Origin of the sequence: Desulfoferula mesophila (assembly GCF_037076455.1) — a bacterium.
Lineage (GTDB): Bacteria > Desulfobacterota > Desulfarculia > Desulfarculales > Desulfarculaceae > Desulfoferula > Desulfoferula mesophila.
The window spans coordinates 1-26,443 of record NZ_AP028679.1 but is presented as its reverse complement, the minus strand read 5'-3'; the positions used below and the strand labels follow the sequence as shown (position 1 = coordinate 26,443).

The window sequence follows — 26,443 nt, the reverse complement described above, 5'->3', positions numbered from 1 at the left end:
GTCAGCCGCCGGGATGGCGGAATTTAGATAAGCAGCAGGGCGTCCGGCTTGGTCCGGGCGCCCTGTCTTTTGTTACGCCCCCCCAATGCTTTACTAAGCCCCCCCGGTTGAGTATGCTTGTGCCCACTGGCAATCAGACGCGGGGGAACGGCATGAGCGCGCGCGTGGTGGACAACATCCTACAGTTGGTGGGCGACACCCCCCTGGTGCGCATCAACCGCCTGAATCCCAACCCCGGCGTCACGGTGTACGCCAAGCTGGAGTTCATGAACCCCGGCGGCTCGGTGAAGGACCGCCCGGCGCTCAACATGATCGAGCAGGCGGAAAAGCGCGGCGAGCTGACCAAGGACAAGATCGTCCTGGAGGCCACCAGCGGCAACACCGGCATCGGCCTGGCCATGGCCTGCGCGGTCAAGGGCTACAAGATGCTGTTCACCATGGCCGAGTCCGCCTCCCTGGAACGGCGCAAGATCCTTCGGGCCTACGGGGCCGACATCCTGCTCACCCCGGCCCACCTGGCCACCGACGGGGCCATCGAGGAGGCCTACCGCCTGGCCCGCGAGGAGCCGGAGCGCTACTTCCTGGTGGACCAGTACAACAACGAAGACAACTGGATGGCCCACGCCCGGGAAAACTCCACGGCCGACGAGATCTACCAGGCCACACAGGGCAAGGTAAGTATGGTGGTGGCCACCCTGGGCACCAGCGGCACGGTGATGGGCCTCACCCGCCGCCTGCACCGCCTGGACCCCAAGGTAAAGGTGGTGGCGGTGGAGCCCTACCAGGGGCACAAGATTCAGGGCCTCAAGAACATGAAGGAGTCCTACCCGCCGGGCATCTTCAGCCCCGGCGAGGTGGACCGGCTGGTCAACGTGGACGACGACGGCGCCTACGAGATCGCCCGCCGCCTGGCCCGCGAGGAAGGCATCTTCGTGGGCATGAGCGCCGGGGCGGCCATGAAGGTGGCCCTGGACCAGGCGGCCACCCTGCCCGAGGGCTCGGTGGTGGTGGCGCTCATGGCCGACGGCGGGGAGCGCTATCTGTCCACTTCGCTGTTCAGCAGCGAAAAGGTCCCCGTGCCGCTCAGGTTCTACAACACCCTGAGCCGCCAGGAACAAGATCTCAACCCGGTGCGTCCCGGCCAGGTGGGCATCTACGCCTGCGGCCCCTCCCTGGACGGCCCGCCGGACCTGGGCCTGTGCCGCCGCATGGTCTTCGCCGACCTGGTGCGCCGCTATCTGGAGTTTAGGGGCTTCGAGGTCAAGCTGATCATCAACATCGCCGACGTGGACGACCGCACCGTGAACCAGTGCCTGGCCGAGGAGGCCGACTGGAAGGAGTTCACCGCCCGTTGGCAGCAGGCGTTCCACCAGGACATGGACGCCTTGAACGTCCTGCCCGCCCTGGACTATCCCAAGGCCAGCGAACACGTCAGTCAGATGGTGGACGCGGCCCGGGAGCTGTTGGCCAAGGATCTGGCCTACGAAAAGCTCCGCAGCGTGTACTTCAACATCAGCCGCTTCCCCGACTACGGCAAGCTCTCGGGCGTGGACCTCATGGCCACCCAGAGCGACAAGCACACCGACTACGACTATTACGAGAAGGACAACCCCCGCGACTTCACCCTGTTCAAGCGCTCCTCCCTGGCCGAGCTAAAGGCGGGCATCTACTGGTCCACCCCCTGGGGCAACGTGCGCCCCGGCTGGCACGTGGAATGCGCCACCATGTCCACCGAGCACCTGGGCCAGCCCTTCGACCTGCACCTGGCCTCCACCGACCTGATCTTTCCCCACGGCGAAAACGAGATCGCCGTGGCCCAGAGCCTCACGGGCAAGCCGCTGGCCAACATGTGGCTGCACTCCGAGGTGGTGATGGTGGACGGCAAAAAGGCCAGCCGGGTATCGGGCAACGACGTGACCCTGCGCGAGGTGCTGGAGCTGGGCTACTCGCCGGCCGCGGTGCGCTTCTGGCTACTCAGCCAGCACTACCGCCGGCCGCTGACCTATGAGCGCGAGCAGCTGGACCAGGCGGCCAAGACGGTGGAGCGCCTGGACGACTTCGTGGAGCGCCTGCGCTTCATGACCCCCGGCGCCACCGCCCCGGACCTGGACCAGATTCTCTACGAGGCCAAGAGCGGCATCCAGGAGGCCATGGACCACGACCTCAACGTGGCCAAGGCCATGGGCCAGCTTTTCGCCATGGTGCGCCGCGTCAACCGCCTGATGAACCAGGGGCTCATGGACGCGGCCCAGGTGGAGCAGGTGCTGGCCTTCGTCGCTAGCGCCAACCGGGTGTTGGGGGTGATGAACCTGGAGCCCCCGGCGGGCGACGCGGACATCGAGCAGATGGTCAAGCGGCGCGACGCGGCCCGGACGGCGGGCGACTTCGCCCTGGCCGACAAGCTGCGCGACGAGCTGGCCGCCCGGGGGGTGCAGCTTGTCGATACTCCCTCCGGCACCCGCTGGAATAGAATCAATTAGCCCGGCTTCCCGCTGCTGCCTGCAAAACTCGCTTCGCCCTGGGTCTCCCTCGACGTATTGACCACATACGCCTCGGTCGCCCCAGGGCTCCAGCTTCGTTTTTCGGCGACACAGCGAAAACCCTCCCCGCCTGTTTGGGCGATACTCGCCGACGCACTCGACCACCTCTTTTCCTGCCGAGGGCAATTCGCGGTCGCCCCAGGGCTCCAGCTTCGTTTTTCGGCGACGCAGCGAAAACCCTCCCCGCCGAGGTTGGGCGATACTTGTGGGCACCTCACGTCGTATCGCCTCCTGCCATCGTGTAGGTTGGGTTGAGCGCAGCAAAGCCCAACAATTCCTTTAATCCCCGATCGCAGCCCGCTACCGCCAGACCGAACCCCTTGCCCTGGCCGCTCGGCTGTAGCACTATGTAGCAGCGAAACGCCCACCCCGACCGGGAGGAGTCATGTCCCCCAAGCGCGACAAGCTGGCCTGGCTGCGGGCGGTGGAAAGCCTGCCCGCCTATCCCGTGGTGCTTCTGCCCATGTCCGGGGGCGGCTGGGAGGCGGTGTTTCCCAACCTGGCCCGCCTGACGGCCTGGGGGGCAGACAAGGACGCCTGCCGGGCCAACGCCGTGGAGGCCCTAACCTTCGAGCTGGGCCAGCGCATCGTGGCCGGCGACGACCTGCCCACGCCCTCGGACCCCGCCCGGCTCATCGCCGGGGACGACGAGCCGCCCGGCAGCGAGCTGGTGCTGCTGGACCCCAAGCGCTCGCTGCTCAAAAAACGCCTGGGCCTGGAGAAGCGCGAAACGGGTGGAGCCATGGCCGCCACCCTGGGCAGATTCGGCCGCAAATAACGGCCGGTACGCGCCGGCTCCCCCCCCGCACCAGGGAGAATAATATGAAGCGCCTCAAACTATTCGCCGCAGCGTTGCTGGTGGTCGGCTGCTGTTTCCTGGCCGCCCCGGCGGGCGCCTACACCATCTATAACCACGTCGCCTACCAGGCCTGCGTCATCGACGCGGCCTACCCCACCTTCTGCGCCATCACCGTAGCGCCCAACGGCACCTACCAGGGAGGCCAAGCCGACCCCACCCAGGTGTGGTTCAACTGGAACCTGAAGCCCGGCGTGTGCTACCTGAGTCAGAAGATCGTGGACCTGCCCCAAGACGGCTCGGCCAAGATGTACAGCGACCGGGTGGAGGTCTACGACGCCAAGGGAAACCAGGTGGTCGTGGTGGGCATGCGGCAGCAGACCTGCGCCGAGCGCCAAAGCAAGTAGACCGGGGACGGAGGCGTCCCCCGGATGCCCTCGTTCATGGGCGATTATCGCGGCGGTGTCGCGGATGGCCGATGAATAAAGGGAATTGTTGGGTTTCGCTGCGCTCTACCCAACCTACGCTATCGCTTTAAGTGGTCCGGGTAGGGGCGGGGGCGTCTTCTGCGAACAGAGATTGCTTCGTCGCTGCGCTCCTCGCAACGACAAGAGGTTTCCCTGCAGCACAGCCACGTGGTGCTAGGCCAGGCGGCGGCGAGTTGCTTTCCCGGCGGCACAGCCAGGCGCCGCAGGGCAAGGCGGCAGGCGAACGAGGGACGCAGGCGTAGTCTACCTACGCCGAGGACCGAGTGACGCCGACAACGCAGCCATGCGGGGTCTGGCGCAGCCGCCCAGCGCAGCCGCCCTACCATTTGTGACCCTTGGGCCCCGACCACTTACGCAACAACAAATACATGGCCCCCGCCCCGCCGTCGATGGGCCGGGCGGTGCAAAAGGCCAGCACCTTGCGGGCGAAGCGCTTGTGCTCCAGCCAGGCGGCCAGGCCCTGCTTGAGCACCGGCACCCCGCCGGGGGAGCCCTTGCCCCGGCCGTGCACCAACAGCACGTGCCTGAGGCCCCGGGCCACCGCGCTGTCCACGAAGTCGGCAACCTCGCCCTGAGCGTCGGTGAGGCCCAGGCCGTGCAGGTCCAGGTGGTCCTGGATGGGAAAGGCCCCCTGGGCCAGGCGCTCCATCAGCTCCGGCCCCACCCCCCGGGCCTGGCCGCTGACGTACTCGTCGCTCATGCGCAAATCGAAATCGGCGCTGCCGCTGATCAGCTCGGCCAGGTGGGCCATGACCTCCAACTCCTCGTCCACCGCCTGGCCCAGGTTGGCCGGGTTGGGGGGCGGGGTCTTGGGCGTGGGGCGCTGCTCGCCGGGCAGGCGCGCCACCTGGGACATGGCCTGATTGAACAGGGCCTGCTCGTCCTCGGGGGCGTCCTCCGGTTTGGATGGCACCACTGGCGCGGGCGGCGGCGCCTCCGGCACGGCGGTCTTTTTTAGCTCCTTGCCCAGGGCGGCGAAGGGTGCGTTGAAAGCCCGCTCTTTGGGGGCCGGGGCGGGGGAGGCGGCTTTTTTCTTCTTCTTTTTGGCCATGGCTAAACTATAGCCCCTGGGGCGGGGGCGCGCCAAATCCTCGACAGGCCCGCTCTGCTCGGCTACATTGAAGACCAGCCGCAAACCACCAGCGAGGAGCGAGACATGGCCCGGGTGGACGATTATCAAAAAAGCTTTGACCTGGCCGCCGAAGAGCTGGCCACGCGCAACTGGACCGACGTGGCCCGCAAGGCCGGGGCCAAGGCGTCCGACGACGCCGCTTATCTGGAGATGAACTACCTGGGCCGCCCGGTCCGGGTCACCGCCCCGCCCATCAGCGTGACGGCCACCGACAACGGCCCGGAGATTCCCCTGGCCGAGCAGGCCTTGGTGTTGCACTACCTGGTAAACGCCGACGGCACCCAGCCCAGCGGCGAGTGGATCACCTACCGCGAGGTGGAGGCGGGCGAGTTCTACTGGTCGGCCTTCGTCAAAAGGGCCAAGGACCCCCTGGTGGGCTTCTTCGGCGAGCGCCCGGAGCTCTTGACCGAGCTGGCCCCCCTGGTGGGCGGCGAGGGGCCGGGCGAGACCGGCGACGCCTCGGTGATCATCCGGGCCTTCCCCATGGTGCCCATCCAACTGGTGCTGTGGGCCGGGGACGAGGAGTTCCCGGCGGATGGCAACCTGCTGTTCGACCGCACCATCGGCCGCTATCTGTCCACAGAGGACATCGCCCTGACCGCGGGCATGCCCATCTACAAAATGATGGCCTTGTCTAGGCAAAAGGGCTAGGAGTCCGATGGGATATAGGCGCGGGCCCAAAAAGGTAGGCCCCCTGGGTGTGACGCCAGGGGGCCCATAACAAGGAGGGAGAGAAGAAAGCGGGCGGCTTTCATACTCCCGGAGTTCTTGGCTGGGTCAGGGCCGCGGACCTCCCGGGATTGGTCGGATATTTTCGCTTCGATATTCTAAGCGACCATTCCGCCCTCTGCCTTACCTATATGCAGGCTTTATGCCAAGGAAGCCTCTAGAACGCCGGGTCAGTAATTACAAAGCTTTGGGTCTCCAGGGCGCGGCAAAACCCGCCGCCAAGCGCGTAAAAAAGTGGCGGCTGCGCATTAAAGTGCACAACCTTTACCCACCTTGCCGGGCCGCTTGCATTCCCCGGAACAGTTCCTACATTATTAAGTGACGGCTGTTAGCCGTCTGTTTTTTCGACCGGGAGATGAGCATGAGCGGCGATCACGAACATTCCGAAAGTTGCGGCTGCGGCTGCGGTTGCGGAGACACCCTGGTTTTGGACCAGGATCTGGCCCGGCGCTGGCGCGAGGCCCCGGACCAAGAGGTGGTGTGCGCCTGCACCGGCGTGGACAAGGCGGCGGTAAAGGCGGCCATCGCCGCCGGGGCCTTCACCGCGCCCCTGGTCAAGGCCATGACCGGGGTGGGGCGGGAGCTGGGCTGCCGCCAGCGGCGCCAGTGCCAGTCCGACCTGGAGGTGCTGGTGGCCCTGTACGGCGGGGCCCAGGGCGGCCACTGTTGATATCATCGGCGAAAGCCTAATCATATTATCATGTTGAGGTGAGCGATGAAGATTGCGGTAAGCGGAAAAGGCGGCGTGGGCAAGACCACCTTCTCGGCCATGCTGGCCCGGTCCTTGGCCGAAAAGGGCCTCAGGGTGTTGGCGGTGGACGCCGACCCCGACGCCAACCTGGGCCAAGCCCTGGGTTTCCCGGACTACCAGAAGCTGGTGCCGGTGAGCGACATGAAAGACCTCATCGCCGAGCGCACCAACAGCGACGGTGAAAACTGGGGCACCTACTTCAAGCTCAACCCCACGGTCAACGACCTGCCCGACAAGCTGAGCGTGGAGCACCACGGGGTGCGCCTCATGGTCATGGGCACGGTGAAAAAGGGCGGCGGCGGCTGTATCTGCCCGGCCTCCACCATGCTCAAGGCCCTGATGGCCCACCTGGTGCTGCTGCACAAGGAGGTGCTGATCCTGGACATGGAGGCGGGCCTGGAGCACCTGGGCCGGGGCACCAGCCAGGGGGTGGACTTCCTCATCGTGGTGGTGGAGCCGGGGCGGCGCTCGGTGGACACCGCCGAACATATCCGCCAGCTGGCCGGCGATTTGGGCCTGACCAAGGTGCTCATCGTGGGCAACAAGATCCGCAGCGACAAGGACGAGGAGTACCTTAAGGAAACCCTCAAGGATTTCGAATTCTTGGGCTTCATGCGCTACGACGAGGAGATCATCGAGGCGGACATGGAGGCCAAGTGCCCCACCGACGTGGCCATGAACGCCAAGGCCTCGGTGACGGCCATGGCCGACAAGCTCATCGCCAGGTCGGAAAAATAATTTCAAAACCGTGGCCCGCGTCCGCCCACCCCGGCGGGCGCGGGCCGTTCCCGCCTCTTGCCCCGCCGTCCGGCGTGGGCTATATTTCTTCCAGATTACCTGGGGTTAACCTACGTTTTTGTAAGGAAGCATGGCCGAGCCGGAGCTAATCTTTTTCTACGGCACCCTGATGCGGCCCTATCCCACCCTGGAGCGGCTGGGGGTGGAGCGCCTGCTGGCCTATCGGGGCTGGGACGCGGTGGCCGGGCGGCTCTACAGCCTGGACCGCTACCCCGCCCTGACCCTGGAAGAGGGCTGGGTGCGCGGCCAGGTCTTCGAGCTGTTGGACCCGGCGGCCCTGGCCGTGCTGGACCGTTTCGAGCAATACCTGCCGCAGGACCCGGCGGGCTCGGAATATCTGCGCCGCCTCTTGCCCCTTAAGAGCGGCGCGGCTTCGGCCTGGGTCTACGTGTTCAACCGCCCCACCACGGGCCTGGCCCCGGTGCCGGACGGCGACTGGGCCGCCCAGCAAGGCCAAACCATCCCTTGGGATGACTTTTTCGCCTCGCGCACGATAGAATAAACCCAGACCTAACTCAACCCGGCGGTGGCGGTGCTCAAGCGCGCGTTCAAATACCTTTTCCTGTTGGTGGCCGCGACGGCCCTGGCCTGGCTGGTGGTCTACCTGGCGGGCTGGAGCATACCCATCGGGTTCATGCGCGACAGCCTGCTCGCCCGGCTGAACCAGGAGTTGGCCCCGGTGCGCGTGGCCATCGAGGGGCCCATCAGCCTGCGGCCCACCCTGAACCCAAGCGTGAACTTCTCCGATATCAAGCTGACCTGGCCCGCCCGGCAACCGGGGCGGCACCCCTGGGCCACGGTGGGCCGCGCCAGCATCCGGGCCTCCCTCGCCTCCCTGTGGCATGGCCGCCTCGACCTGGAACGGGTCGCCTTGCATGACCTGCATCTGCCCGTGGGCCCCCCCCGCGAGGACCACCAGAGGGCGGTGCTGCGCTTTCCCGAGGTCTCGGGCCGCCTGATCTTCTCCGAGGGCCAGGTGCGCCTGGAGGACCTGGCCTTGCGCCTGGAGCGCGGCGCCCTGCTCGGCAGGATGCTGCTGAACCCCAAGCTCAACCCGCCCAAGCTGGTGCTGCACCTGGAATCAACCCTGCTCGACGTGGACGGCCTGGCCCATTTGGTGGCCCTGGAAAAACAGGACCGCGCCGAGGCCAAGTCCGACCTTGGCCAGGGCACGGCCCGGGACCTCATGATGGAAGACCTGGCCAAATCCGTGCAAGGGGAGCTGACCCTCAAGGCCGAGAAGATCAGCTGGCGGGGACGGGACGCGGGGCGCGGGGAGTTGCATATCAGTTCCCGGGACCGCCGCCTGGCCGTCGAGCGCCTGAACGTGGAGCTATTGGGCGGCAGGATATCGGCCCGCAACACTTTCTGGCCCCTGGAGAACGGGTTGGGCGCCGAGCTGGAGCTGGAGGTCCACAACTTCCCCTACGGTTTCTTGGCCCACCAGATGTCCGAAGCATCCCTGGGCAACCGGGGGGTCTTCTCCCTGCGCCTGTCCATGACCTCCCAGACCCCCAGGGGAACTCCCCTGCTCGACCGGGCCAACGGGACGCTGCAGGTGGGGGTGTGGCCCCTGGACCTGCGGGCCGAGGCCTACGATCTCTGGGCCGCCAACCTGATGTTCGCCTTGCTGGGCTCCCTGGCCAGTAAAACCGAGTCCAAGGTCAACTGCGCGGTGGGCGAGTTCGTCTTGCAAAACGGCGTCATGACCAGCAAGGAGCTGGTCATAGACACCAGCAAGGTGCGGGTTTCGGGCAAGGGCAGCATCGACTTCCCGGCGCGCCGCTTCGAGGTGCACCTGCAACCCCGGGCCAAGAAGCCCGCCTTTTTCAGCCTGGAGACGCCCATCAGCATCAAGGGCACCTTTGACCAGGCCTCCGCCGGGGTGAGCCCCGGCGGCCTGGTGGGTTCGGTGATCAACTTCGCCACCAGCCCGGTGTTCGCGCCCCTGCGCCGCCTGATGGATATCATCATTCCCGAAAAGGACCCCAACATCTGCCGCGACCCCAAGAGCTGGCCCCCGCCGGCCGATCAGCCCCGTTAGCCGCCGCAATCTCCGAAAAAACCTGGGCCTTGATCAAGGCTAGGGCAGTGGAACCACCCCGATGACGTTGGGCAGGGGCCACTGGGCGGTGTTGGCCACGGTCTGCTCGGGCCGGGAGCCGAAGGCGCCCACCACGTCCAGTTCGCGCCCCCCGTCCTTGGCGTAGAGGGTGGCCTCCGGCCCGCCCTCCACGTACATGGCCGCCCGCAAATTCAGGGGCAGCTTGAGCAGGCGGGCCACCAGCTTGGGCATGGGGTAGGGCTCCCGGCAGATCAGCAGCAGCACCCGCCCCGCCCGGTCCTGGCCCACCAGGGCGCTGGACCATCGCTGGTCGGCCCGGCGCCACAGGTTGGTGCCGCCCGGGGTGAACAGGCGGTAGTTCTGGATCAGGGTGGCGTAGCGGACCTTGATCTGGGCCAAGGGGGTCTGGTGCAGGTCGAACAGGCGGGCCGGATCCGCGCCGGGGCGCAGGGGGTCCAGGGCCAGGACGGCGCTCTGGCCCTTGGCCAAGCGGGGGTTGTTGACGTAGTCCCGGCCGAGCATCAGGCCCACGCTGGTGAGGTGGTCGGTGCGATACATGGAGGCGTTGATCACCGCCGTTAGGCCGAACTCGCGGCTCCATTGGCGGGCGGTGCGGGGCTTGCCGCCGCGGTTGCCCGCGCACAGCAGGCGCAGGGCGAAGCGGGCCGGGTCCACCCGGAGCGCCACCAGCTCGGGGCGCGGGGCGGGGCCTGCGGTTTCCAGGGCGAAGCGGGCGCTCTCCAGGCCGGGCCGCCAGCTCTGCCAGGGGCCGGCGGCCGGGCAGGGCGCGGCCCAGACCGCGGCCAGCAGCAGCAGGGCGCAGGAGAGCACCACCGGCCAGGCCTTGCGCCCGTCTGGGATTAGGCGAAATATCATGGCTGGTATTGTGGCTGGCCAGGGTTTTTCAGGAAGGTTGGGCGGCATTGAACCAGGAAGAATCATCGCCGCCTCTCTTCTGAATACCTTCACCTCGTGGATGCGGCATGCGCCCTAGACCGGCACAGCCAGGCGGTGGCAGGCAAGGCGCCGACGAGCGACAAACGGAGCTGTAGCCGGGCCTACAGCGAGTTTGGCGCGAAGTCGGCAACGCAGCATCCCGCCGTCTGGCGAAGCCGCGCGCGACTTTTCTAAAGGAACCCAGCCTAATAGTGCTCGGGCTTGGGCTCCCTGGTCATCAGCTCGTCCAGGGCCAGCTCCGGGGTGGTCTCGCCGGCCAGCACCCGCTGCACCACCTCGATGATGGGCATCTCCACCCCCTGGCGCCGGGCCAGGGAAAGGATGGTGGTGGTGTTCTTGACCCCCTCGGCCACCTGGCGCATGGAGGAGGTGATCTGCTCGATGGTCTCGCCCTTGGCCAGGCGGGTGCCCACCATGCGGTTGCGGCTCAGCGAACCGGTGCAGGTGAGCACCAGGTCGCCCAGCCCGGCCAGCCCGGCCAGGGTGGCCAGGTCGGCCCCCAGGCTCAGCCCCAGGCGGGTCATCTCGGCCAGGCCCCGGGTGATCATGGCGCTCATGGCGTTGTGGCCCAGGTCCAGGCCCGCCACCATGCCCGCGGCGATGGCCAGGGGGTTTTTCACCGCGCCGCCCAGCTCCACCCCCACGATGTCGCGGCTGGTGTAGACCCGGAAACGCGGCCCGGCGAAGGCGGCTTGCACCTTCTGGGCCACCTCGGGGCGCTCGCTGCCCACGGTGACCGCGGTGGGGGTGCCGGAGGCCACCTCCTTGGCGAAGCTGGGCCCGGACAGGGCGGCCAGGTGGTCGCGATGCTCCGGGGCCAGGACGTCGGCGGCCACCTGGGCCATGGTGAAGCCGGTGCCGCCCTCGATGCCCTTGGAGCAGGTGACGATGGCGGCGCCCGGGGGCAGGTGGGGCGCGGCCTTGCCCAGCACCTCGCGGAAGACATGGGTGGGCATCACCAACACCACCAGCTCGGCCCCTTCCAAGGTCCGGGGCAGGTCGTTGCTGCCCCTCAGCTCGGGGTGCAGATCAAAGCCCGGCAAGAACACCGGGTTGGCGTGCTGTTCGTCTATGGCCTGGGCCACCTCGGACTCGTAGGCCCACAGGCTGACCGCGTGGCCGTTACGGGCCAGGAGGTCGGCCAGGGCGGTTCCCCAGGCCCCGGCCCCCACCACCGCCGTTTTCAGGCTAGGCATCGTCATCTCCGTCGTGGGGCTCGGGCCCTTGAGGGGCCGGGCCCTTTTCAACGTTGTCGCCGCTGTCGCCGCTGTCGCCGTTTTCCTCGTTGTCCTCGCTGTCGCCGTTTTCTTCGCTGTCTTCGGCCTCCGCCAAGCGGGCCAGGGCCACCAGGCGCTCACCGGGCTCCAAGCCGATGAGCTTGACGCCCTGGGTGTTGCGGCCCAACACGTTGATGCCGCCCACCTTCATGCGGATGATCTTGCCCTGGTCGGAGATGAGCATCATCTCGTCGTCGTCGTCCACCACCACCGCGCCGACCACCGCGCCGTTGCGCTCGGAGGTCTTGATGGTGATCACCCCCTTGCCGCCCCGGTTTTGCAGGGGATACTCGTCCAGGCGGGTGCGCTTGCCGAAGCCGTTGTTGGTCACGGTGAGCACCGTGGGGGTTCCGGCCAGGGCCTCCATGGCCACCAGGGCGTCGTCGTCCAACAGCTCGATGCCCTTGACCCCGGCGGCCACCCGGCCCATGGCCCGCACGTTCTCCTCGCTGAAGCGGATGGCCTTGCCCTGGCGGGTGGCCAGGAAGACCTCCATGTCGCCGTCGGTGAGCCGGGCGGAGACCAGGCGGTCGCCCTCGGCCAGGTTGATGGCGATGATGCCCCCGGCCCGGGGCCGGCTGAAGGCCATGAGGTCGGTCTTTTTAACCGTGCCGCCGGCGGTGGCCATGACCACGTTGCGGCCCTCGGAGAACTCCTTGACCGCCAGCACGGTGGTGACCTGCTCGCCGCCCACGGTGTTGACCAGGTTGACGATGGCCTTGCCCTTGGAGGCCCGGCCCGCCTGGGGCAGCTCGTGCACCTTGAGCCAGTAGAGGCGCCCGGCGTCGGTGAAGATGAGCAGGTAGTGGTGGGTGGAGGCCACGAAGATCTTCTCCACGAAGTCCTCGTCCTTGGTGCCCATTCCCTTCTTGCCCTTGCCGCCCCGGCGCTGGGCCCGGTAGAGGCTGGCCGGGGTGCGTTTGACGTACCCGGTGTGGCTCAGGGTCACCACCATGTCCTCCTCGGCGATCATGTCCTCCAGGTCGATCTCGCTGGTCTTGGCCACGATCTCGGTGCGCCGGGGGTCGCCGAAATCCTTGGCCAGCTCCAGGGTCTCCTCGCGGATGATCTGGCGCACCAGCTGCTCGGAGGCCAAGATGGCCTTGAGGCGGGCGATCTCCTTGATCACCTCGCGGTACTCGCTCAGGATCTTGTCGCGCTCCAGGCCGGTGAGGCGCTGCAGGCGCATGTCCAGGATGGCCTGAGCCTGGATGTCGCTCAGCGACAGCCGCGACATCAACAGCTCCTTGGCCTCGGCAGGGTTGGCCGAACCGCGGATCATCTTGATCACCTGGTCCAGGTTGTCCAGGGCGATCTTGAGGCCTTCCAGGATGTGGGCCCTGGCCTCGGCCTTGGCCAGGTCGAAGCGGGTGCGCCGGATGATGATCTCCCGGCGGTGGTCGATGAAGTGGCCCAGCACCTGCTTGAGGTTCAAGACCTCGGGGCGGTTGTTGACGATGGCCAACAGGTTGATGCCGAAGGTGCTCTGCATGGCGGTGAACTTGAACAGCTGGTTCATCACCACCTGGGGGATGGCGTCGCGCTTGAGCTCCAGCACCATGCGCATGCCGTCGCGGTCCGACTCGTCGCGGATGTCGCTGATGCCCTCGATCTTCTTTTCCTTCACCAAATCGGCGATGCGCTCCAGAAGGCGCGCCTTGTTCACCTGGTAGGGCAGCTCGCTGACTATGATGGTGTTCTTCTTGGTGCGGGCGTTGGTCTCCACGCTGGCCCGGGCCCGCATGTAGATGACCCCCCGGCCGGTCTCGTAGGCCTCTTTGATGCCCGCGCGGCCGTAGATGAAGCCCCGGGTGGGGAAATCCGGGCCGGGGACGTGCTTCATCAGCTCCTTGATGGTGACGTCGGGGTTGTCCAGAAGGGCCACCACCGCGCCGGCTATCTCGCTCAGGTTGTGGGGGGGGATGTTGGTGGCCATGCCCACGGCGATGCCGCTGGAGCCGTTGACCAACAGGTTGGGCACCCGGGTGGGCAACACGGCGGGCTCGAGCATGGAGCCGTCGTAGTTGTCTATGAACTCGACGGTTTCCTTTTCGATGTCGCCCAGGAACTCGCCGGTCAGCTTGGCCATGCGCACCTCGGTGTAACGCATGGCCGCCGCGGAGTCGCCGTCCACCGAGCCGAAGTTGCCCTGGCCGTCCACCAGGGTGTAGCGCATGGCGAAGTCCTGGGCCATGCGCACCAGGGCGTCGTAGACCGCCTGGTCGCCGTGGGGGTGGTACTTACCTATGACGTCGCCGACCACGCGGGCCGACTTCTTGTAGGCTCGGTTGTGATAATTTTTGAGATCGTGCATGGCGAAGAGGATGCGCCGGTGCACCGGCTTGAGGCCGTCGCGCACCTCGGGCAGGGCCCGTCCGATGATCACGCTCATGGCGTAATCAAGGTAGGAGCGCCGAATCTCCTCTTCGATGAGCACTTCTTGTTTGCGTGCGTCAGTTGGAAGCATTTACTTTAACCTTTGCGCTTGCCGACCGGGGCCGGTCCAAAGACGGTCCGCCCAGGCGGTCCAAGCAGTTTTTTTTGGGCGTCCGGTGGTCCCGGGGGCAGCGGGCCATGGCCCTCGCGCCGCCTATTTGGCCACCTTTCGCCGACTGGGCAATTATAGCAACAACTGCGCGGATTAGCAAACAAAATCGCCCCGGAACCACCCCCGCAGGGGCTTGTTTTACCAGGCCTTTTCAGGGGTCGGGCGGCCCGGACCACCCAGGGACGCGCGGCTTGTCCGGCGAGGGCCGCCATGCTAGCCTAAAACAATCGTGTTGACGCTCCCAGGGAAGGTCCGCTCATGCCCGAACCCAGAAAAACTCCGGGCGCTCCGGCGCTGTTGGCGACCCTGCTGGCCGCCGCCGTTTTGCTTTTCAGCGGTTACGCCCGCGGAGCCGATCAGGCCCCCGCCAAGCCGGCCGCCGAAACCTCGGCCGCGGAGGCCCAGGGCGACCCCGCCGCGCTGTTGCAAGAGGCCCTCGGCTCCCTGAAGGAGGGCCGGGAAGAGGAGGCCCAGGCCCAGATAAGCCGGGCGGCCGAGGCCCTGTGGGAAAAACTGCCCCTCAAGCTGGCCCGGACCGTCCTGGTGGCCGAACCGGCCAAGGGCTACGGCATCTATAAGCCCCGCAAGGACAACGTCTATCTGATGGCCAGCCCGGACCGCCCGGTGTTTCCCGGCCGGGGGCAGCCCATATACATCTACATGAAACCCCTGAACTATGGGCTAAAGTCCCTGCCGGACGGCAGCCGGGAAATATCCTTTGCCATGGACGTGGAGCTTTTGGACGCGCAGGGCAAGGAGCTGTTCGGCAAAAAGAACTTCATGAAGGTGAATACCATTTCGCAAGGCTACAAACGCGAATTCTTCCTCAACGTCACCCTCAACCTGAAAGGGGCTCCCATCGGGGCCTATGAGCTGCGCCTAACCCTCAAGGATTTGGTGAAAAAGCAGCAGGCGGTGGCCACCGTGCCGGTGCGCCTGGCCCTGGCCCAACCGGAAAAGAAATGACCGCGCCGCGCCCCCCGCTGGCGCTCCGCTCATATTAAAGTAATTACTTCATGTTGCGCCAAGCGGCCCTGCTAGCGCCAAGGGATTGTAACGACATGCCTTTTGTGGAACGCGACGGATACCGCCTTTATTACGAGACCCACGGCCAGGGCTTTCCCCTGGTACTCATCCGAGGCCTGGGCTCCAACCTGGAACACTGGTACGAGCAGGTTCCCGTGTTCAGCCGCGACTACCGGGTGATCGTCTTCAACAACCGGGGCATCGGGACCTCCGGCGCGCCGGCGTTGCCCTGGAGCATCCGGGACATGGCCGAGGACGCGGCCGCCGTCATCCAAGCGGTGGCCGGGGCTCGGGCCCACGTGATGGGCATCTCCATGGGGGGCATGATCGCCCAGGAGCTGGCCCTGGGTTGGCCCGAGTTGGTGGCCTCGCTGGTGCCCACCGCCACCCATTGCGGCGGCGCGCACAAGGTGCTGCCCACCGCCGAGACCATGGAGCTTTTTGACAAGCTGGTCTACGGCAAGACCTTCCAGGAGCAGTTGGAAGGGCGCAAGGCCCTGTTTTCCCAGACCACCTTGGATGAGCACCCCGACATCTTGGAGCACTACGCCCAGGTGGCCGCCGCCTACGCCTGTCCCCCGGAGGTGATGCAGGGCCAGTGGCAAGCCATAGCGAACTTCGACACCTACGAGCGCCTGCCGAATATCACCGCGCCCACCCTGGTGTTGGCCGGGGCCGACGACCGCCTGGTTCCCCAAGGCAACGCCGAAATCCTGGCCCAACGCATCCCCGGCGCCCAGCTGGCGGTGATCCCCCAGGCGGGCCACCAGTTGGTGATCGAGCAGCCCCAGGCGGTCAACGCCGCGGTGCTCAAATTCCTGGCCACCGTGCCCGCCTAGAGCGCCCAGCGGCGGGGCCGCCCGAGGGCTCCCAGGTGCACTGAGCCCCGCTAAAGTAATTGCTCTAACCGCCCCGGCCGCCGCCCTGGCGGCCGGGGCGTCTTTGCCCCGTGATTACCAGCGGTTGCAATCGTCGAATTTCCCGGGTAACTCTCAAAAATATCTTGCAAATTTCGTAGTTTAGGGCATAATTACTCAGTTGAAACTTTAAGGGAAAGGCCCAAATATGGCCCCGGATAAAAGCGGCTACACCTCAGATAAAATTAAAGTCCTGGAAGGCCTGGAGGCGGTACGCAAACGCCCGGCCATGTACATTGGCTCCACCGGCCCCGATGGCCTGCACCACCTGGTCTACGAGGTGGTGGACAACTCGGTGGACGAGGCCATGGGGGGATACTGCGACTTCGTGCAGGTGATCATCCACGCCGACAACAGCGTGTCGGTGGAGGACGACGGCCGTGGCATCCCGGTGGACATTCACGCCACGGAAAAGGTGCCGGCGGTGCAGGTGGTCATGACCAAGCTGCACGCGGGCGGCAAGTTCGACGACAAGGCCTACAAGGTGGCCGGCGGCCTGCACGGCGTGGGTGTGAGCGTGGTCAACGCGCTCAGCGAGTGGCTGGAGGTGGAGATCAAGCGCGACGGCAAGGTCTACGCCCAGAGCTACGACCACGGCCACCCCACCGGCGAGCTAAAGGTCATCGGCAAGTGCGGCAAGAAGACCGGCACCAAGGTCACCTTCAAGGCCGACCCCGCCATCTTTGAGACCACCGTCTACACCTTCGAGACCCTGGCCGGGCGCCTGCGCGAGCTGAGCTTCCTAAACAGCGGCATGCGCATCAAGCTGGTGGATGAGCGCACCGAAAAGGAAGTGGAATACTTCTACAAGGGCGGCATCAGCGAGTTCGTGGACTACATCAGCCAGAAGAGCCAGCCCCTGCACAAGAAGCCCATCTATCTCACCGGCCAGAAAGACCTGGTGCAGGTGGAGATAGCCATGCGCTACACCGACGCCTACAACGAGCGCATCTTCAGCTTCGCCAACAACATCAACACCCGCGAGGGCGGCACCCACCTCACCGGTTTCAAGGCGGCCCTTACCCGCACCCTCAACTCCTACATCAGCGCCAACCTGCCCAAGGTGAAGACCTTGCCCAGCGGCGACGACGTGCGCGAAGGCCTCTACGCGGTGATCAGCGTGAAGATCCCCCAGCCCCAGTTCGAGGGCCAGACCAAGATGAAGCTGGGCAACTCCGAGGTCAAGGGCCTGGTGGAACAGATCGTCAACGAGCAGTTGGCCACCTTCCTGGAGGAGGACCCCACCACCGCCAAGAAGATCGTGGGCAAGATCACCGAGGCCGCCAAGGCCCGCGAGGCCGCCCGCAAGGCCCGCGAGCTGGTGCGGCGCAAGGGGGTACTCAGCGAGAACTCTTTGCCCGGCAAGCTGGCCGACTGCTCCGAGCGCGACCCCAGCGCCTGCGAGATATTCCTGGTGGAGGGCGACAGCGCCGGGGGCAGCGCCAAGCAGGCGCGCGACCGCCGCTTCCAGGCCATCCTGCCGCTCAGGGGCAAGATCCTCAACGTGGAGAAGGCCCGCCTGCACAAGATGCTCGAAAACGCCGAGATCCGCACCATGATCACCGCCCTGGGCACCGGGGTGGGCGAAGACGACTTCGACGCCGGCAAGCTGCGCTACCACAAGGTGGTCATCATGACCGACGCCGACGTGGACGGCAGCCACATCCGCACCCTGCTGCTCACCTTCTTCTTCCGCCAGATGGAAGAGCTGGTCAATCAGGGCAATCTCTACATAGCCCAGCCGCCCCTGTACCGGGTGGTGGACAACAAGAAAGAGATATACATCAAGGACGAGGCCTCCATGCGGGTCATCCTCCTGGAGCGGGCCTGCTCGGCCATGAAGCTAAAGGTGGAGGCCACCGGGGCCGAGTTCAACGGCCAGCGCTTGGTCAAGCTCATGGAAAGCCTGAGCGCCTACCTGGACCACCTGGAGCGCCTGAAACGGCGCGGCTGGCAGGCCCCGGCCCTGGCCGCCCTGCTCCGGGCCAGGGTGCGCGACAAGAAGGTCTTCGCCGAACACGAGCGCGCCGAGGAGCTGGCCTCCATGTTGGCCGAGCAGGGCATGGTGGTGGAGAACATCCACTTCGACGAGGCCCACAGCCTCTACGAGGTGGCGGTTACCTGCCCCGGCGAGATGAACCAGTGCAACAACATCTCCTGGGAGCTGGTCGCCAGCGCCGACTACGCCCAGATGCTGCGCCTGGCCGAAACCCTGGCCGGCAACGAGCAGGGGCCCTACCTGTTGGCCAAGAACGGCGACGAGAAGCGGGTGGAGAGCGCCGGCCTGCTGTTGGACAACCTCATGGAGGTGGGGGCCAAGGGCCTGGCCATGCAGCGCTACAAGGGCCTGGGCGAGATGAACCCCGAGCAGCTTTGGGAAACCACCATGGACCCGGAGCGGCGCACCCTGTTGCAGGTCAAGGTGGAGGACTTCATGGCCGCCGACGACCTGTTCACCACCCTCATGGGCGACCAGGTGGAGCCCAGGCGCAACTTCATCGTGGAAAACGCCCTGGAGGTGCGCGAGCTGGACATCTAGCCCCGCCGCCGAATCAAAACACGCCAAGGCCCCGCGTCGCTCCCGGCGCGGGGCTTTTCATTGGCGGGGTGCGACATGGACAGTTCCGCCAGAGGCCGCTGCCATGAGCCCTTGCCTGCGCCCGTGAAAACACCCGCCAGACGCACGCGCTTACCCCCATCCCCCGCGGTTATGCTACATTTTACTCATGCCCCTGGGCGCCGCGCGCGTGGGCCATGCAAACCAAAGCCCGGCCCGGTTTCGGCCGCGCCGCCGGAACGTTTGGGAGATTCAACATGAAAAAATCAGCCTTGCTGCTCATACTCGTGGCCCTGCTCCTTTCCCTAACCGTGCCGGCCCCGGCGGGCGAGAAGTGCCTCCGGGTGCAGCTGGACGGCACCATTTTTCTGCGCCCCCGGGTGCCGGCCAACGCGCCCAAGGTCAATGACGACGTGCTCTCCTGCCGCACCGACGGCAAGTTTCACGTCGATATGATCTTCCCGCGCGATGGCGGCCAGGTGATCAGCCAGGACAACTGGGTGGTCATCACCGGCTTCAAGTGCTCTCCCAAAAAGCGCCACGCGGAATGCAGGCATGTGGTGGACCCGGAGGCCTTCCAGCACGAGCCCTTCACCCTGAGCGCCACCTTGACCCCGGACGGTTCCTCCCGCTATGCCCTGGAATTTTTCCTGGATAAACTTCCCCGCCCCAAGCCCATCTACGTGACCATCGAGTGCCCCAACTCCCCCCCGCAGCGGATAAACGATTACGGCTCCAAATATCAGCAGCTCCTGCTGGCCAGCTATCTCAACAAGATTTGGCTCAACATGGCCCTGGACCAAAAGCAACATCAGCATCCGGAAAAGATGGAGCTGCCTCCCTTTGACACGGCCGAACTGGAATGGGATGAACTGCTGACCCTGGCGCCTTGCCCCAAATAAAAAACCCGCCGGAGATTCTCCCGGCGGCATCGGCCAAGGCAGGGGAGTGAACCTCCGGCCATCAGCGGACGATCAAGCCACGCGGCATTCCCGGGCGGCGGTGCTTTCCCGCTCCCGCAGCGCCTCGTCTATCCGCTCTATCACCATTTCCGGGCTAATGAGGTTGATATCCAGGCGGTTGACGTAGCCGTAGGAATTGGCCCTCGCCCGAAAGGCCTGGGGGTCGCGGGTAATCTCCGGGTGGCATATCAGGCGCACCCGCCGGCTGATCTCCGGGGGGTAGGGCAGGCAGCGCCCGTAGAGGTCGCCTCGGTCAACCACGAATATTTTGTCCAGACCGAGCGCCGCGGCCAGGTGGGGAGCCATGGTGTCGTTGGAGAGCAACAGGTGGGCCTTGACCATTACCGAGGCCAACTCCCACAGGGTGGTAAGACCCACCAAGTTGATGAAGCGCGCCTCCTGGTCGATCGGGGCCGCCACCAGGTCCGCCATGTCGTCCGGGCCGCCGCAGAAAACGACATCCAGACCGTGGACCTCGGCCAGATATCTCCCTATCCGGATATAATTCGCGAGCCTCGATTTTTTGGCCGGCGAGCTTCCGCCTATGAAAAGCAGCGCATATTTCTCGAACAGATCAAAGCCCGCCTTGGATGGCGCAAGGTCTATCCTGGGGCGGTCAACGGCCATGGCCTTACCCAACAGGCCTTGGAAAAATTCCCGGTTCCTCTGAAACTCGAAGATAACTCCCTGGGTGGCGGGCACCAATCTGGTGTAATAAGCGTCGCTTATTTTTTTGCGCCGCTTGTTGATGTTGGTCAGGTCGCCCGCGCTGCCTATCTTTTCCCTGGCCCTGACCAGATGAACGATATGGTCCACCACCCAGAAATTACGGCTGTAGACCGGGCTGATCACCACCTCGAATCCCCGGCGGGTAATCATCCACAGCGTTTTGAAGCGATATACAAAGTCTTGGTTGAAGCGCGCCGGGTCCAGCCAAAGGGCGTGATCAAAAAACTTGGCGTCCAGATTTTCAAACAAATCCTTATAAGAGGCGTTACCTAAAAAGGTGAAGTGGTAGCCCCTGTAGCGTGGATCGCATCTCAGCGCCTTTATGAAATTGCGGAACAGGACATAGTCGCCGATAAAATCCACCCGGACCAGCAAAAGGGACTTTTCGCTAATGCGCGCCCGGGGGAGCACCAAGAGCCTTATCGCTACGTATATGGAGCTTCGCAGCCACTTTTTTAGGCGACGGATCATGGTGACAGCCCTTTTTATCCGCTGGTGACCAGAACATTAGATCGCGGCATTTTAACCGCAATCTCCGGTGGTCCCAAGACCTTATCGGCGCCTTCGCGCCTATTTTTCAACTGGTTCCTCCATCCCCCGGCGCTCGCCCGCCGCCCAAGGTTCACTTGCAATTGACTTGACCGGACGGCCCGGCGGCTCGGATAATTTAGTCATGGAGCCAAAACCCGGTGGGGAAGCACCTGGAGTTCCAATTCCAGGCGGAAACCGATCTCCCGTTCCTGCGCTCCTCGCAGCCTCTAACCGCGCCCGCTAAATCCCAATCCTGCCCATATCACCTCGGCGAACCAACCTCCGCTCCGGTAGCGTCCTCGCCCCGCAAGGAGGAATGCCATGCAAAAAAAGGTGCGTTATTCTCATCCCGCCCACTTCAATTACGAGACCCTGGCCGAGATATGCGACATCCTGTCCAATGCGGGCAAACTTAACCTGACCGCCAGGGCGGTGGTTACCTATCTGACCAATCAGCTGAAGCTCAAGGGCGCCGCGCTCATGCTGCTGAACCGGCGCAGCAAGAAGTTGGAGATCGCCGCTTCCCAGGGGTTGAGCGAGTCCTACCTCAACAAGGGGCCCATCAGCGCGTCCCGCTCCATCACCGCCTCTCTGGAAGACGGCCCGGTGGCCATCTTCAACGTGCGCGACGATCCGCGCCTGCAATATCCCGCCGAGGCGCTGAACGAGGGCATAGAATCCATCCTCAGCGTTCCCCTGGTGCTGCGCCAAAAGCCCTTGGGCGTCCTCAGGATCTACACCGCCGAGCCCTGGGAGTTCACCATGGAGGACATCACCTTCATGCAGTCGGTGGCCTTGATGCTGGCCCTGGTGTTGGACAACATCCGGGTGTCCGGGGCCTACAAGACCTCCATCGAAGCCTTGAAGGACCTGCGCCCCCCTATTCGCCGGGCCAAACGAACCTTGCACGAATAGGGCAATCTGGACGCCTCTGGCGTCTGGTCGGCCGGGCCGCTGAACTCCAGAGAGGGGCGGCCCGGCTTAATTTTTACCGTAACCCCTGGCGCGGCCACCGGCCGTTTGGCGTCTTGGACTAGATTTGGTTGTTATGGAAGACGGGTACTAGGAAAAGCTAGCGGAGGGCTCATGGCTTTCATTGGCCTTTTTCCGCTTGTGGTAAGAAACCCAGGAGGGGCAGGAATCCCCGTTTTTTATCCATTTCCCTTGATTACGGCACCAGCAAAGCGTGGGGTCCAGGGCAAACCTGGTGTCGTAGTCCCTCCAGCTCACAGCTCCGGTGCGCAAGGCGTTGTCGGCGCTTATGCGATGCCCGCACAACTTGCATTGATTGTCCATGGTTCCCCCCACTGGAAAATCGTTCACCGCAGGGTCAACACCGCCGCCCGCGACAGGCTGACCCGGGGACGTTGTTCTATTTTAAGACCAAACTCGCTCGCGAGTAGTAGTGATTGTTCAAAATTTCCTTGCGTCACGTGCATCCGAGGTTCAACCAGAAAACATCGTCCGTTTGGTTTCAACAGCTCTCTTGTTTGCCGCAAAAAGCGGCCCTGGTCCGGCACTTCGTGCAACATCCAAAAAGCCAGCGCCAAATCCAGGCTTCCGGCCATATCTTGCGACCTCAGGTCGTCCGCCGCCACCTGGCGGGTCTCGATGCGCCCGGACAAACCGGCCTTGGCGGCCCGCCGCTCCACCCCGTCCAGCATCTTCCGCTGCAAATCCAGGGCGTAAACCCGGCCCGAATCACCCACCAGACGGGCCAGCCCCAGGGTGAAAAAGCCTATGCCGCAACCGATATCCGCCGCGCGGCCGCCTTCGCCCACATAGGGCCCAAGCATCTTTTCCGGCTGGTGAAACACTCGGCGCAGGGGGTTGTCAAAGGTGCGAATCACCCACCAAGGGCATACGTGTTCACCGGGCACGGAGGCATCCTTAAGTTGTAAAAATATGTCCAGCGCCGCGCGGGTGCCGGACTCGGTATACAGTATCAACCAAAGCCACCCGCTAGGTCAAGCCAAGGTATGCCTCGGCGAATATTTCCCATCGGCCAAGCAAATGGATGCCGTATCGCCGGTTCAGCGGCGAATCTCACGGCTTAGCTATTCGTCTCGACGCTTTCGGCCGTTCTCATGCGTAACATCAGACCGCAGACCACCCTCACCGGCCAGGCCCGGCAATCATTCAATAACCAAAACCACAGGGGCCACGCTGGCTTATGGATTTCCTGGGCGGGAGACAGCATCCATCGATTGGCCAACAGGCCCACGAGACACCAAATCAACACGATCCGCAGGAAAATAACGGAGTGGGAGTAGACCCAGGCCGTCGCCAATATCAGCAGGGACAGGAAAAGCAACCCTGGCAGGCATGGAGCAACGTCTTTAATATTTTAAATTTTTTGGCCACCCAACCAAAAAAACGGAGCCCCGTTCGGGGCTCCGCGCGATGATCTTTTTTCGGGCTCCCCTACAGGCGCATGGGCATGATCACGCTCAGGAAGCCCTCGTCCGCCTCGCCCTTGATCAGGCAGGGGTGCTGCTCGTCCACGAAGCCCAGGGTTATCTCCTCGCTCTTCATGGCCCCGCACAGGTCCAGGAAGTAACGGGCGTTGAAACCCACGCTCAGGGCGTCGCCGTCGTAATCCACCTCCAGGGCCTCGCGCGCCTCGCCCAGATCCGGGTTCTGGCTCACCACCTCCAACAGGCCTTCCTTGAAGTCCAGCTTCACCCCCTGGAAACGGTCGGTGGCCAGGATGGCCACCCGCCGGAGCACCTCGGAAAAGGCTTGGCGGTTCACCACCACGTTCTTTTTGCTCACCTTGGGGATGACGACCTCGTAGTCCGGGAAGGAGCCTTCCTGCATGCGCAAAACCAGACGGGAGCCGTTCAGGGCCAAAGAGGCGTAGCTTTGGTTCAGGCCCAGGGAAATGGTCTCGGCGTCCTCGGCCATCTTGCGCATCTCGGCCACGCCCTTGCGCGGGATGATCACCCCGCCGTCCAGCTCGAAGCCCTCCAGACCCTCCAGAGAGCGGTCCACCAGGGACAGGCGGTGGCCGTCGGTGGATACGAAGCGCAGATAATCCGCGCCATCGCGGTTGCGCTTTTGCACGTACAGGCCGGCTAGGTTGAAGCGGGTGTCCTCCTGGGAGATGGAGAAGATGGTCTTTTCCACCATCTCGGCCAGCATCTCCCCCGCCACGCTCAACTCGGGGATTCCATCCACGTCGGGCAGGTTGGGAAAATCCTCGGCCGACAGGCCCACCAGGTTGAAACTGGCGCGTCCGGCGGTGATATGCAGATAATTGTTATCTTTTTCCTTGAGATATATCTCTTCGGCGGGGAGCTCTTTGACGATCTCATAGAGTTTGCGCGCGGGAACCGTAACCTTGCCCGGTTTGCTCACCTTGGCCGCGCAAAGCCCCTGGAAACTGGTTTCCAAGTCGGTGGCGGCCACGGTAAGACTCTCGTCCTGCGCCTCCAAGAGCACGTTGGACAGGATGGGCATGGAAGTGCGGCGCTCGACCACGGACTGCGATTTGCCCAAACCTTTGACCAAGTCTTCCTTGCGAACAGTTAGCTCCATCTTTCACCTTTGAATTGCAAGAGATACGGATTCTGGTTCACCTTAACCCAAACTCCGGGGGCAGGGCAAGTTAAAGACTTTCGCTTCCAAAACCCAATCAGGCGAAAGCCCCCAAGGAACGGAATGCTGAGTAGCGCAACGTGTCCGGGCAAACAAACACTACTTACCACAAGCCATTTAAATATATTGTGAACTAAAAGTATTTATAAATTAATTACATGTTTTTAGAATGTTAACGATAAATGCCGTCAAAAGTTTTTGCGTAAATTCACAATATTGCCACACCAGGACAACCTGGCGGCTGGTTTAACCGGATCACGGCGGAATCCAGGGATTTCCCCCTGAATCACCCCTACCATGGTCTATTTTCCCCGCAGAGACGTTTTCGGCACCATTAATCTAGTCGATAGGGGATAAAAATTCGCCTCATCCGCTGGGGTCAGTTTTACCACCCCGTATTCTTGAAGGCATCGGCTGAATCCGATGATTGTAATCGACCACCAAGCATCGCCCCGGCGAGAGGGGACTTTTTACTTACCCGCCTTGGACTTTTTATTCAAACGATGTTTTGTTTTCACCCGCTTGGGCCGCTAAACCTAATTATTATTAGTTCTTTATTATTTAGTAATAATAAAAGAGGGTAGCTCAAAGGTGGAAAACCTATTTAATTGTCTGTAAGCACAAGAAAAATTTTTCCACCGTTGTATCAACCAAGCCTTAGCTTTTCCACCGCGGACTCGCTTGTCCCGAGGGTTTTCCACCGCCTAGTCACCTTGTTTGAGCTGGCGTACCGCGTTTTCCACCACCCGGAGGGTGTCGGCCAGTTCCGGATCCTGGGCCATAAGCTTTTCCACCCGCTGCACTCCCTTGACCACCGTGGAGTGGTCTTTGCCGCCCAGGGCCTGGCCGATCTCGGGGAAAGACGCGTTGGTCAGGCGGCGGGCCAGATACATGGTCACCTGGCGGGGACGGCTGATGTCCCTACTTTTACGCGAGCTTTTTATGTCCGCCGGCCGCACCCCAAAGTGGGTGGCCACCACCCGAAGCACGTCCTCCACCCCCACCAGGTTTTCGCTGGCCAAGGGGCCCAGAACCTGGCGGGCCAGCTCCAGGCTCACTTCGGCCCCGCGCAGGCGGCTTACCGCCACCAGGCGGTTGAGGTAGCCTTCCAAGACCCGGATGGAGGATTCCGGCTGGTTGGCCAGATAAGAGGCCACCTGCCGGTTGATAACCACTCCCTTGTCCGAGGCCTTGCGCTGGAGAATGGCCAGCTTGGTTTCGGTGTCCGGGGTTTGCAAATCGGCCAAAAGCCCCCACTCGAAACGGGTGCGCAGGCGGCTGGCCAGGCCGGGGATGTCCCGGGGCAGCTTGTCGCTGGTCAAAACGATCTGGCGCCCCGCCTGAAACAGGGCGTCAAAAGTGTGGAAAAACTCTTCCTGGGTGCGCTCGCGGCCGGAAAGGAACTGGATGTCCTCGATTATCAGGCCGTCCACCCGGCGGTATTTGTCGCGGAAGCTCTGGATGCCGTCGAAGCGAACCGCCTGGATCAACTCGTTGGAATAGGCCTCCGAGGAGGTGTAGTGAACCTGGTAGGCCGGTTCGCGGCTGACCAGGTGGTTGGCCACCGCGCTAACCAAGTGGGTCTTGCCCAGGCCGGAGCCCCCGAAGATCATCAAAGGGTTGTATTGGCCGCCCGGCGCATCGGCCACCGCCATGCAGGCGGCATGGGCCAACTCGTTGCAGGGTCCCACCACGAAAGAGTCAAAAGTATAGGTGGAGTTGAGGTTTATGCCCGCCGGGGGGGCCTTGGGGGAAGAAGGTTGGATAACCGCGGACTTGGCCTGGGCCTGATAGGGCGAAACTTCGAAAGCTGCGTCCAACGATCGGCCGGTTTCCAGGTTCAGGGCCTCTCCCAGCAGTGCGCTGTAGCGTTCGGCGATCCATTCGGCGAAAAAGCGGTTGGGCACGGTGAACACCGCCCGGCTTTCCTCCAGACGCATGTTCAAGGGAGCGAACCAAGTTTCATATTCCTGTGAGCTGACCGATGCGCGCAAGTGTCTGGCCACACCAGGCCACGGATTGTTAGCCGGCAAAACAACC

The 26,443-nt window shown here is 63.9% G+C and carries 21 protein-coding genes; 13 read left to right on the top strand and 8 right to left on the bottom strand.

All coding sequences use genetic code 11. The annotated features are described in order from the left end of the window. The first annotated feature begins 152 nt into the window (after positions 1-152). The 3 genes from cysS to AACH32_RS00095 all read left to right on the top strand — a co-directional run bounded on the left by cysS (position 153) and on the right by AACH32_RS00095 (position 3,743). The gene (cysS, locus tag AACH32_RS00105) at positions 153-2,480 is read left to right on the top strand and encodes a cysteine--tRNA ligase (RefSeq protein ID WP_338604034.1); all 2,328 of its coding nucleotides are present in this window, start codon (positions 153-155) and stop codon (positions 2,478-2,480) included. 445 nt (positions 2,481-2,925) lie between these two features. Continuing rightward, a complete protein-coding gene (locus AACH32_RS00100) occupies positions 2,926-3,318 on the top strand; it encodes a type II toxin-antitoxin system HicB family antitoxin (RefSeq protein WP_338604031.1) in 393 nt (130 codons plus the stop codon). Between the two features lie 44 nt (positions 3,319-3,362). Then, positions 3,363-3,743 (top strand): hypothetical protein, encoded by a 381-nt coding sequence (locus tag AACH32_RS00095; RefSeq protein WP_338604028.1) that lies wholly within the window; start codon positions 3,363-3,365, stop codon positions 3,741-3,743. 400 nt (positions 3,744-4,143) lie between these two features. Here the strand turns inward: AACH32_RS00095 and AACH32_RS00090 are convergent, their stop codons facing one another. Further along, on the bottom strand, positions 4,144-4,875 hold the full coding sequence (locus AACH32_RS00090; protein ID WP_338604026.1) for a Smr/MutS family protein: 732 nt from the start codon (positions 4,873-4,875) through the stop codon (positions 4,144-4,146). A gap of 105 nt (positions 4,876-4,980) precedes the next feature. Between AACH32_RS00090 and AACH32_RS00085 the strand changes: the two genes are divergently transcribed. The 5 genes from AACH32_RS00085 (at position 4,981) to AACH32_RS00065 (ending at position 9,278) form a co-directional block, all read left to right on the top strand. Then, positions 4,981-5,607 (top strand): DUF3786 domain-containing protein, encoded by a 627-nt coding sequence (locus AACH32_RS00085; protein ID WP_338604023.1) that lies wholly within the window; start codon positions 4,981-4,983, stop codon positions 5,605-5,607. A gap of 439 nt (positions 5,608-6,046) precedes the next feature. Next, positions 6,047-6,355 carry a (2Fe-2S)-binding protein gene (locus AACH32_RS00080; RefSeq protein ID WP_338604021.1) on the top strand — a complete coding sequence of 103 codons (309 nt, stop codon included), beginning with the start codon at positions 6,047-6,049 and terminating at the stop codon, positions 6,353-6,355. Positions 6,356-6,400: 45 nt separating this feature from the next. Beyond that, entirely contained in the window at positions 6,401-7,174 is a 774-nt protein-coding gene (locus AACH32_RS00075; protein ID WP_338604018.1) for a carbon monoxide dehydrogenase accessory protein CooC, read from the top strand. Positions 7,175-7,304: 130 nt separating this feature from the next. Continuing rightward, entirely contained in the window at positions 7,305-7,736 is a 432-nt protein-coding gene (locus tag AACH32_RS00070) for a gamma-glutamylcyclotransferase family protein (RefSeq protein WP_338604016.1), read from the top strand. A 30-nt stretch (positions 7,737-7,766) separates the two neighbouring features. Continuing rightward, complete coding sequence (locus AACH32_RS00065; protein ID WP_338604013.1) at positions 7,767-9,278, top strand: AsmA-like C-terminal region-containing protein; 1,512 nt, start codon at positions 7,767-7,769, stop codon at positions 9,276-9,278. A 39-nt stretch (positions 9,279-9,317) separates the two neighbouring features. Here AACH32_RS00065 and AACH32_RS00060 read toward each other — a convergent pair whose 3' ends face one another. From AACH32_RS00060 to gyrA, 3 genes are all read right to left on the bottom strand, one after another. After that, positions 9,318-10,175 carry a phosphodiester glycosidase family protein gene (locus AACH32_RS00060; protein WP_338604010.1) on the bottom strand — a complete coding sequence of 286 codons (858 nt, stop codon included), beginning with the start codon at positions 10,173-10,175 and terminating at the stop codon, positions 9,318-9,320. Between the two features lie 266 nt (positions 10,176-10,441). Beyond that, positions 10,442-11,452 carry an NAD(P)H-dependent glycerol-3-phosphate dehydrogenase gene (locus AACH32_RS00055; RefSeq protein ID WP_338604007.1) on the bottom strand — a complete coding sequence of 337 codons (1,011 nt, stop codon included), beginning with the start codon at positions 11,450-11,452 and terminating at the stop codon, positions 10,442-10,444. Then, positions 11,445-14,000 carry a DNA gyrase subunit A gene (gyrA, locus tag AACH32_RS00050; protein ID WP_338604005.1) on the bottom strand — a complete coding sequence of 852 codons (2,556 nt, stop codon included), beginning with the start codon at positions 13,998-14,000 and terminating at the stop codon, positions 11,445-11,447. Before gyrA ends, AACH32_RS00055 begins: the two co-directional genes overlap by 8 nt. A 339-nt stretch (positions 14,001-14,339) precedes the next feature. Between gyrA and AACH32_RS00045 the strand changes: the two genes are divergently transcribed. The 4 genes from AACH32_RS00045 (at position 14,340) to AACH32_RS00030 (ending at position 19,483) form a co-directional block, all read left to right on the top strand. Further along, complete coding sequence (locus tag AACH32_RS00045) at positions 14,340-15,047, top strand: hypothetical protein (protein ID WP_338604003.1); 708 nt, start codon at positions 14,340-14,342, stop codon at positions 15,045-15,047. Positions 15,048-15,142: 95 nt separating this feature from the next. After that, complete coding sequence (locus tag AACH32_RS00040) at positions 15,143-15,946, top strand: alpha/beta fold hydrolase (RefSeq protein WP_338604000.1); 804 nt, start codon at positions 15,143-15,145, stop codon at positions 15,944-15,946. 226 nt (positions 15,947-16,172) lie between these two features. After that, positions 16,173-18,563, top strand: coding sequence for a DNA topoisomerase (ATP-hydrolyzing) subunit B (gene gyrB / locus AACH32_RS00035; RefSeq protein ID WP_338603998.1), 2,391 nt, complete (start codon positions 16,173-16,175; stop codon positions 18,561-18,563). A 275-nt stretch (positions 18,564-18,838) separates the two neighbouring features. Next, positions 18,839-19,483, top strand: a complete 645-nt coding sequence (locus tag AACH32_RS00030) for a hypothetical protein (protein ID WP_338603996.1) — start codon at positions 18,839-18,841, stop codon at positions 19,481-19,483. 72 nt (positions 19,484-19,555) lie between these two features. Here AACH32_RS00030 and AACH32_RS00025 read toward each other — a convergent pair whose 3' ends face one another. Next, the gene (locus AACH32_RS00025) at positions 19,556-20,743 is read right to left on the bottom strand and encodes a glycosyltransferase family 9 protein (protein WP_338603994.1); all 1,188 of its coding nucleotides are present in this window, start codon (positions 20,741-20,743) and stop codon (positions 19,556-19,558) included. Between the two features lie 381 nt (positions 20,744-21,124). Between AACH32_RS00025 and AACH32_RS00020 the strand changes: the two genes are divergently transcribed. After that, a complete protein-coding gene (locus tag AACH32_RS00020) occupies positions 21,125-21,718 on the top strand; it encodes a GAF domain-containing protein (RefSeq protein ID WP_338603992.1) in 594 nt (197 codons plus the stop codon). 404 nt (positions 21,719-22,122) lie between these two features. Here the strand turns inward: AACH32_RS00020 and AACH32_RS00015 are convergent, their stop codons facing one another. The 3 genes from AACH32_RS00015 to dnaA form a co-directional block, all read right to left on the bottom strand. After that, positions 22,123-22,683: a class I SAM-dependent methyltransferase gene (locus AACH32_RS00015; RefSeq protein ID WP_338603989.1), complete on the bottom strand. Its 561-nt coding sequence runs from the start codon at positions 22,681-22,683 to the stop codon at positions 22,123-22,125. A gap of 544 nt (positions 22,684-23,227) precedes the next feature. Next, positions 23,228-24,343, bottom strand: coding sequence for a DNA polymerase III subunit beta (dnaN, locus tag AACH32_RS00010; protein WP_338603987.1), 1,116 nt, complete (start codon positions 24,341-24,343; stop codon positions 23,228-23,230). 764 nt (positions 24,344-25,107) lie between these two features. Next, positions 25,108-26,349 carry a chromosomal replication initiator protein DnaA gene (gene dnaA, locus AACH32_RS00005; protein ID WP_338603984.1) on the bottom strand — a complete coding sequence of 414 codons (1,242 nt, stop codon included), beginning with the start codon at positions 26,347-26,349 and terminating at the stop codon, positions 25,108-25,110. Positions 26,350-26,443: the final 94 nt, after the last annotated feature.

What these genes read in the sequence shown, in the direction of transcription:
- gyrB (WP_338603998.1), top strand. Translation starts at nt 16,173, where the DNA reads ATGGCCCCGGATAAAAGCGGCTACACCTCAGATAAAATTAAAGTCCTG.
- AACH32_RS00100 (WP_338604031.1), top strand. Translation starts at nt 2,926, where the DNA reads ATGTCCCCCAAGCGCGACAAGCTGGCCTGGCTGCGGGCGGTGGAAAGC.
- AACH32_RS00040 (WP_338604000.1), top strand. Translation starts at nt 15,143, where the DNA reads ATGCCTTTTGTGGAACGCGACGGATACCGCCTTTATTACGAGACCCAC.
- AACH32_RS00020 (WP_338603992.1), top strand. Translation starts at nt 21,125, where the DNA reads ATGCAAAAAAAGGTGCGTTATTCTCATCCCGCCCACTTCAATTACGAG.
- dnaN (WP_338603987.1), bottom strand. Translation starts at nt 24,343, where the DNA reads ATGGAGCTAACTGTTCGCAAGGAAGACTTGGTCAAAGGTTTGGGCAAA.
- AACH32_RS00085 (WP_338604023.1), top strand. Translation starts at nt 4,981, where the DNA reads ATGGCCCGGGTGGACGATTATCAAAAAAGCTTTGACCTGGCCGCCGAA.
- AACH32_RS00055 (WP_338604007.1), bottom strand. Translation starts at nt 11,452, where the DNA reads ATGCCTAGCCTGAAAACGGCGGTGGTGGGGGCCGGGGCCTGGGGAACC.
- gyrA (WP_338604005.1), bottom strand. Translation starts at nt 14,000, where the DNA reads ATGCTTCCAACTGACGCACGCAAACAAGAAGTGCTCATCGAAGAGGAG.
- AACH32_RS00045 (WP_338604003.1), top strand. Translation starts at nt 14,340, where the DNA reads ATGCCCGAACCCAGAAAAACTCCGGGCGCTCCGGCGCTGTTGGCGACC.
- AACH32_RS00060 (WP_338604010.1), bottom strand. Translation starts at nt 10,175, where the DNA reads ATGATATTTCGCCTAATCCCAGACGGGCGCAAGGCCTGGCCGGTGGTG.
- AACH32_RS00075 (WP_338604018.1), top strand. Translation starts at nt 6,401, where the DNA reads ATGAAGATTGCGGTAAGCGGAAAAGGCGGCGTGGGCAAGACCACCTTC.
- AACH32_RS00025 (WP_338603994.1), bottom strand. Translation starts at nt 20,743, where the DNA reads ATGATCCGTCGCCTAAAAAAGTGGCTGCGAAGCTCCATATACGTAGCG.
- AACH32_RS00030 (WP_338603996.1), top strand. Translation starts at nt 18,839, where the DNA reads ATGAAAAAATCAGCCTTGCTGCTCATACTCGTGGCCCTGCTCCTTTCC.
- AACH32_RS00090 (WP_338604026.1), bottom strand. Translation starts at nt 4,875, where the DNA reads ATGGCCAAAAAGAAGAAGAAAAAAGCCGCCTCCCCCGCCCCGGCCCCC.
- cysS (WP_338604034.1), top strand. Translation starts at nt 153, where the DNA reads ATGAGCGCGCGCGTGGTGGACAACATCCTACAGTTGGTGGGCGACACC.
- AACH32_RS00080 (WP_338604021.1), top strand. Translation starts at nt 6,047, where the DNA reads ATGAGCGGCGATCACGAACATTCCGAAAGTTGCGGCTGCGGCTGCGGT.
- AACH32_RS00070 (WP_338604016.1), top strand. Translation starts at nt 7,305, where the DNA reads ATGGCCGAGCCGGAGCTAATCTTTTTCTACGGCACCCTGATGCGGCCC.
- AACH32_RS00095 (WP_338604028.1), top strand. Translation starts at nt 3,363, where the DNA reads ATGAAGCGCCTCAAACTATTCGCCGCAGCGTTGCTGGTGGTCGGCTGC.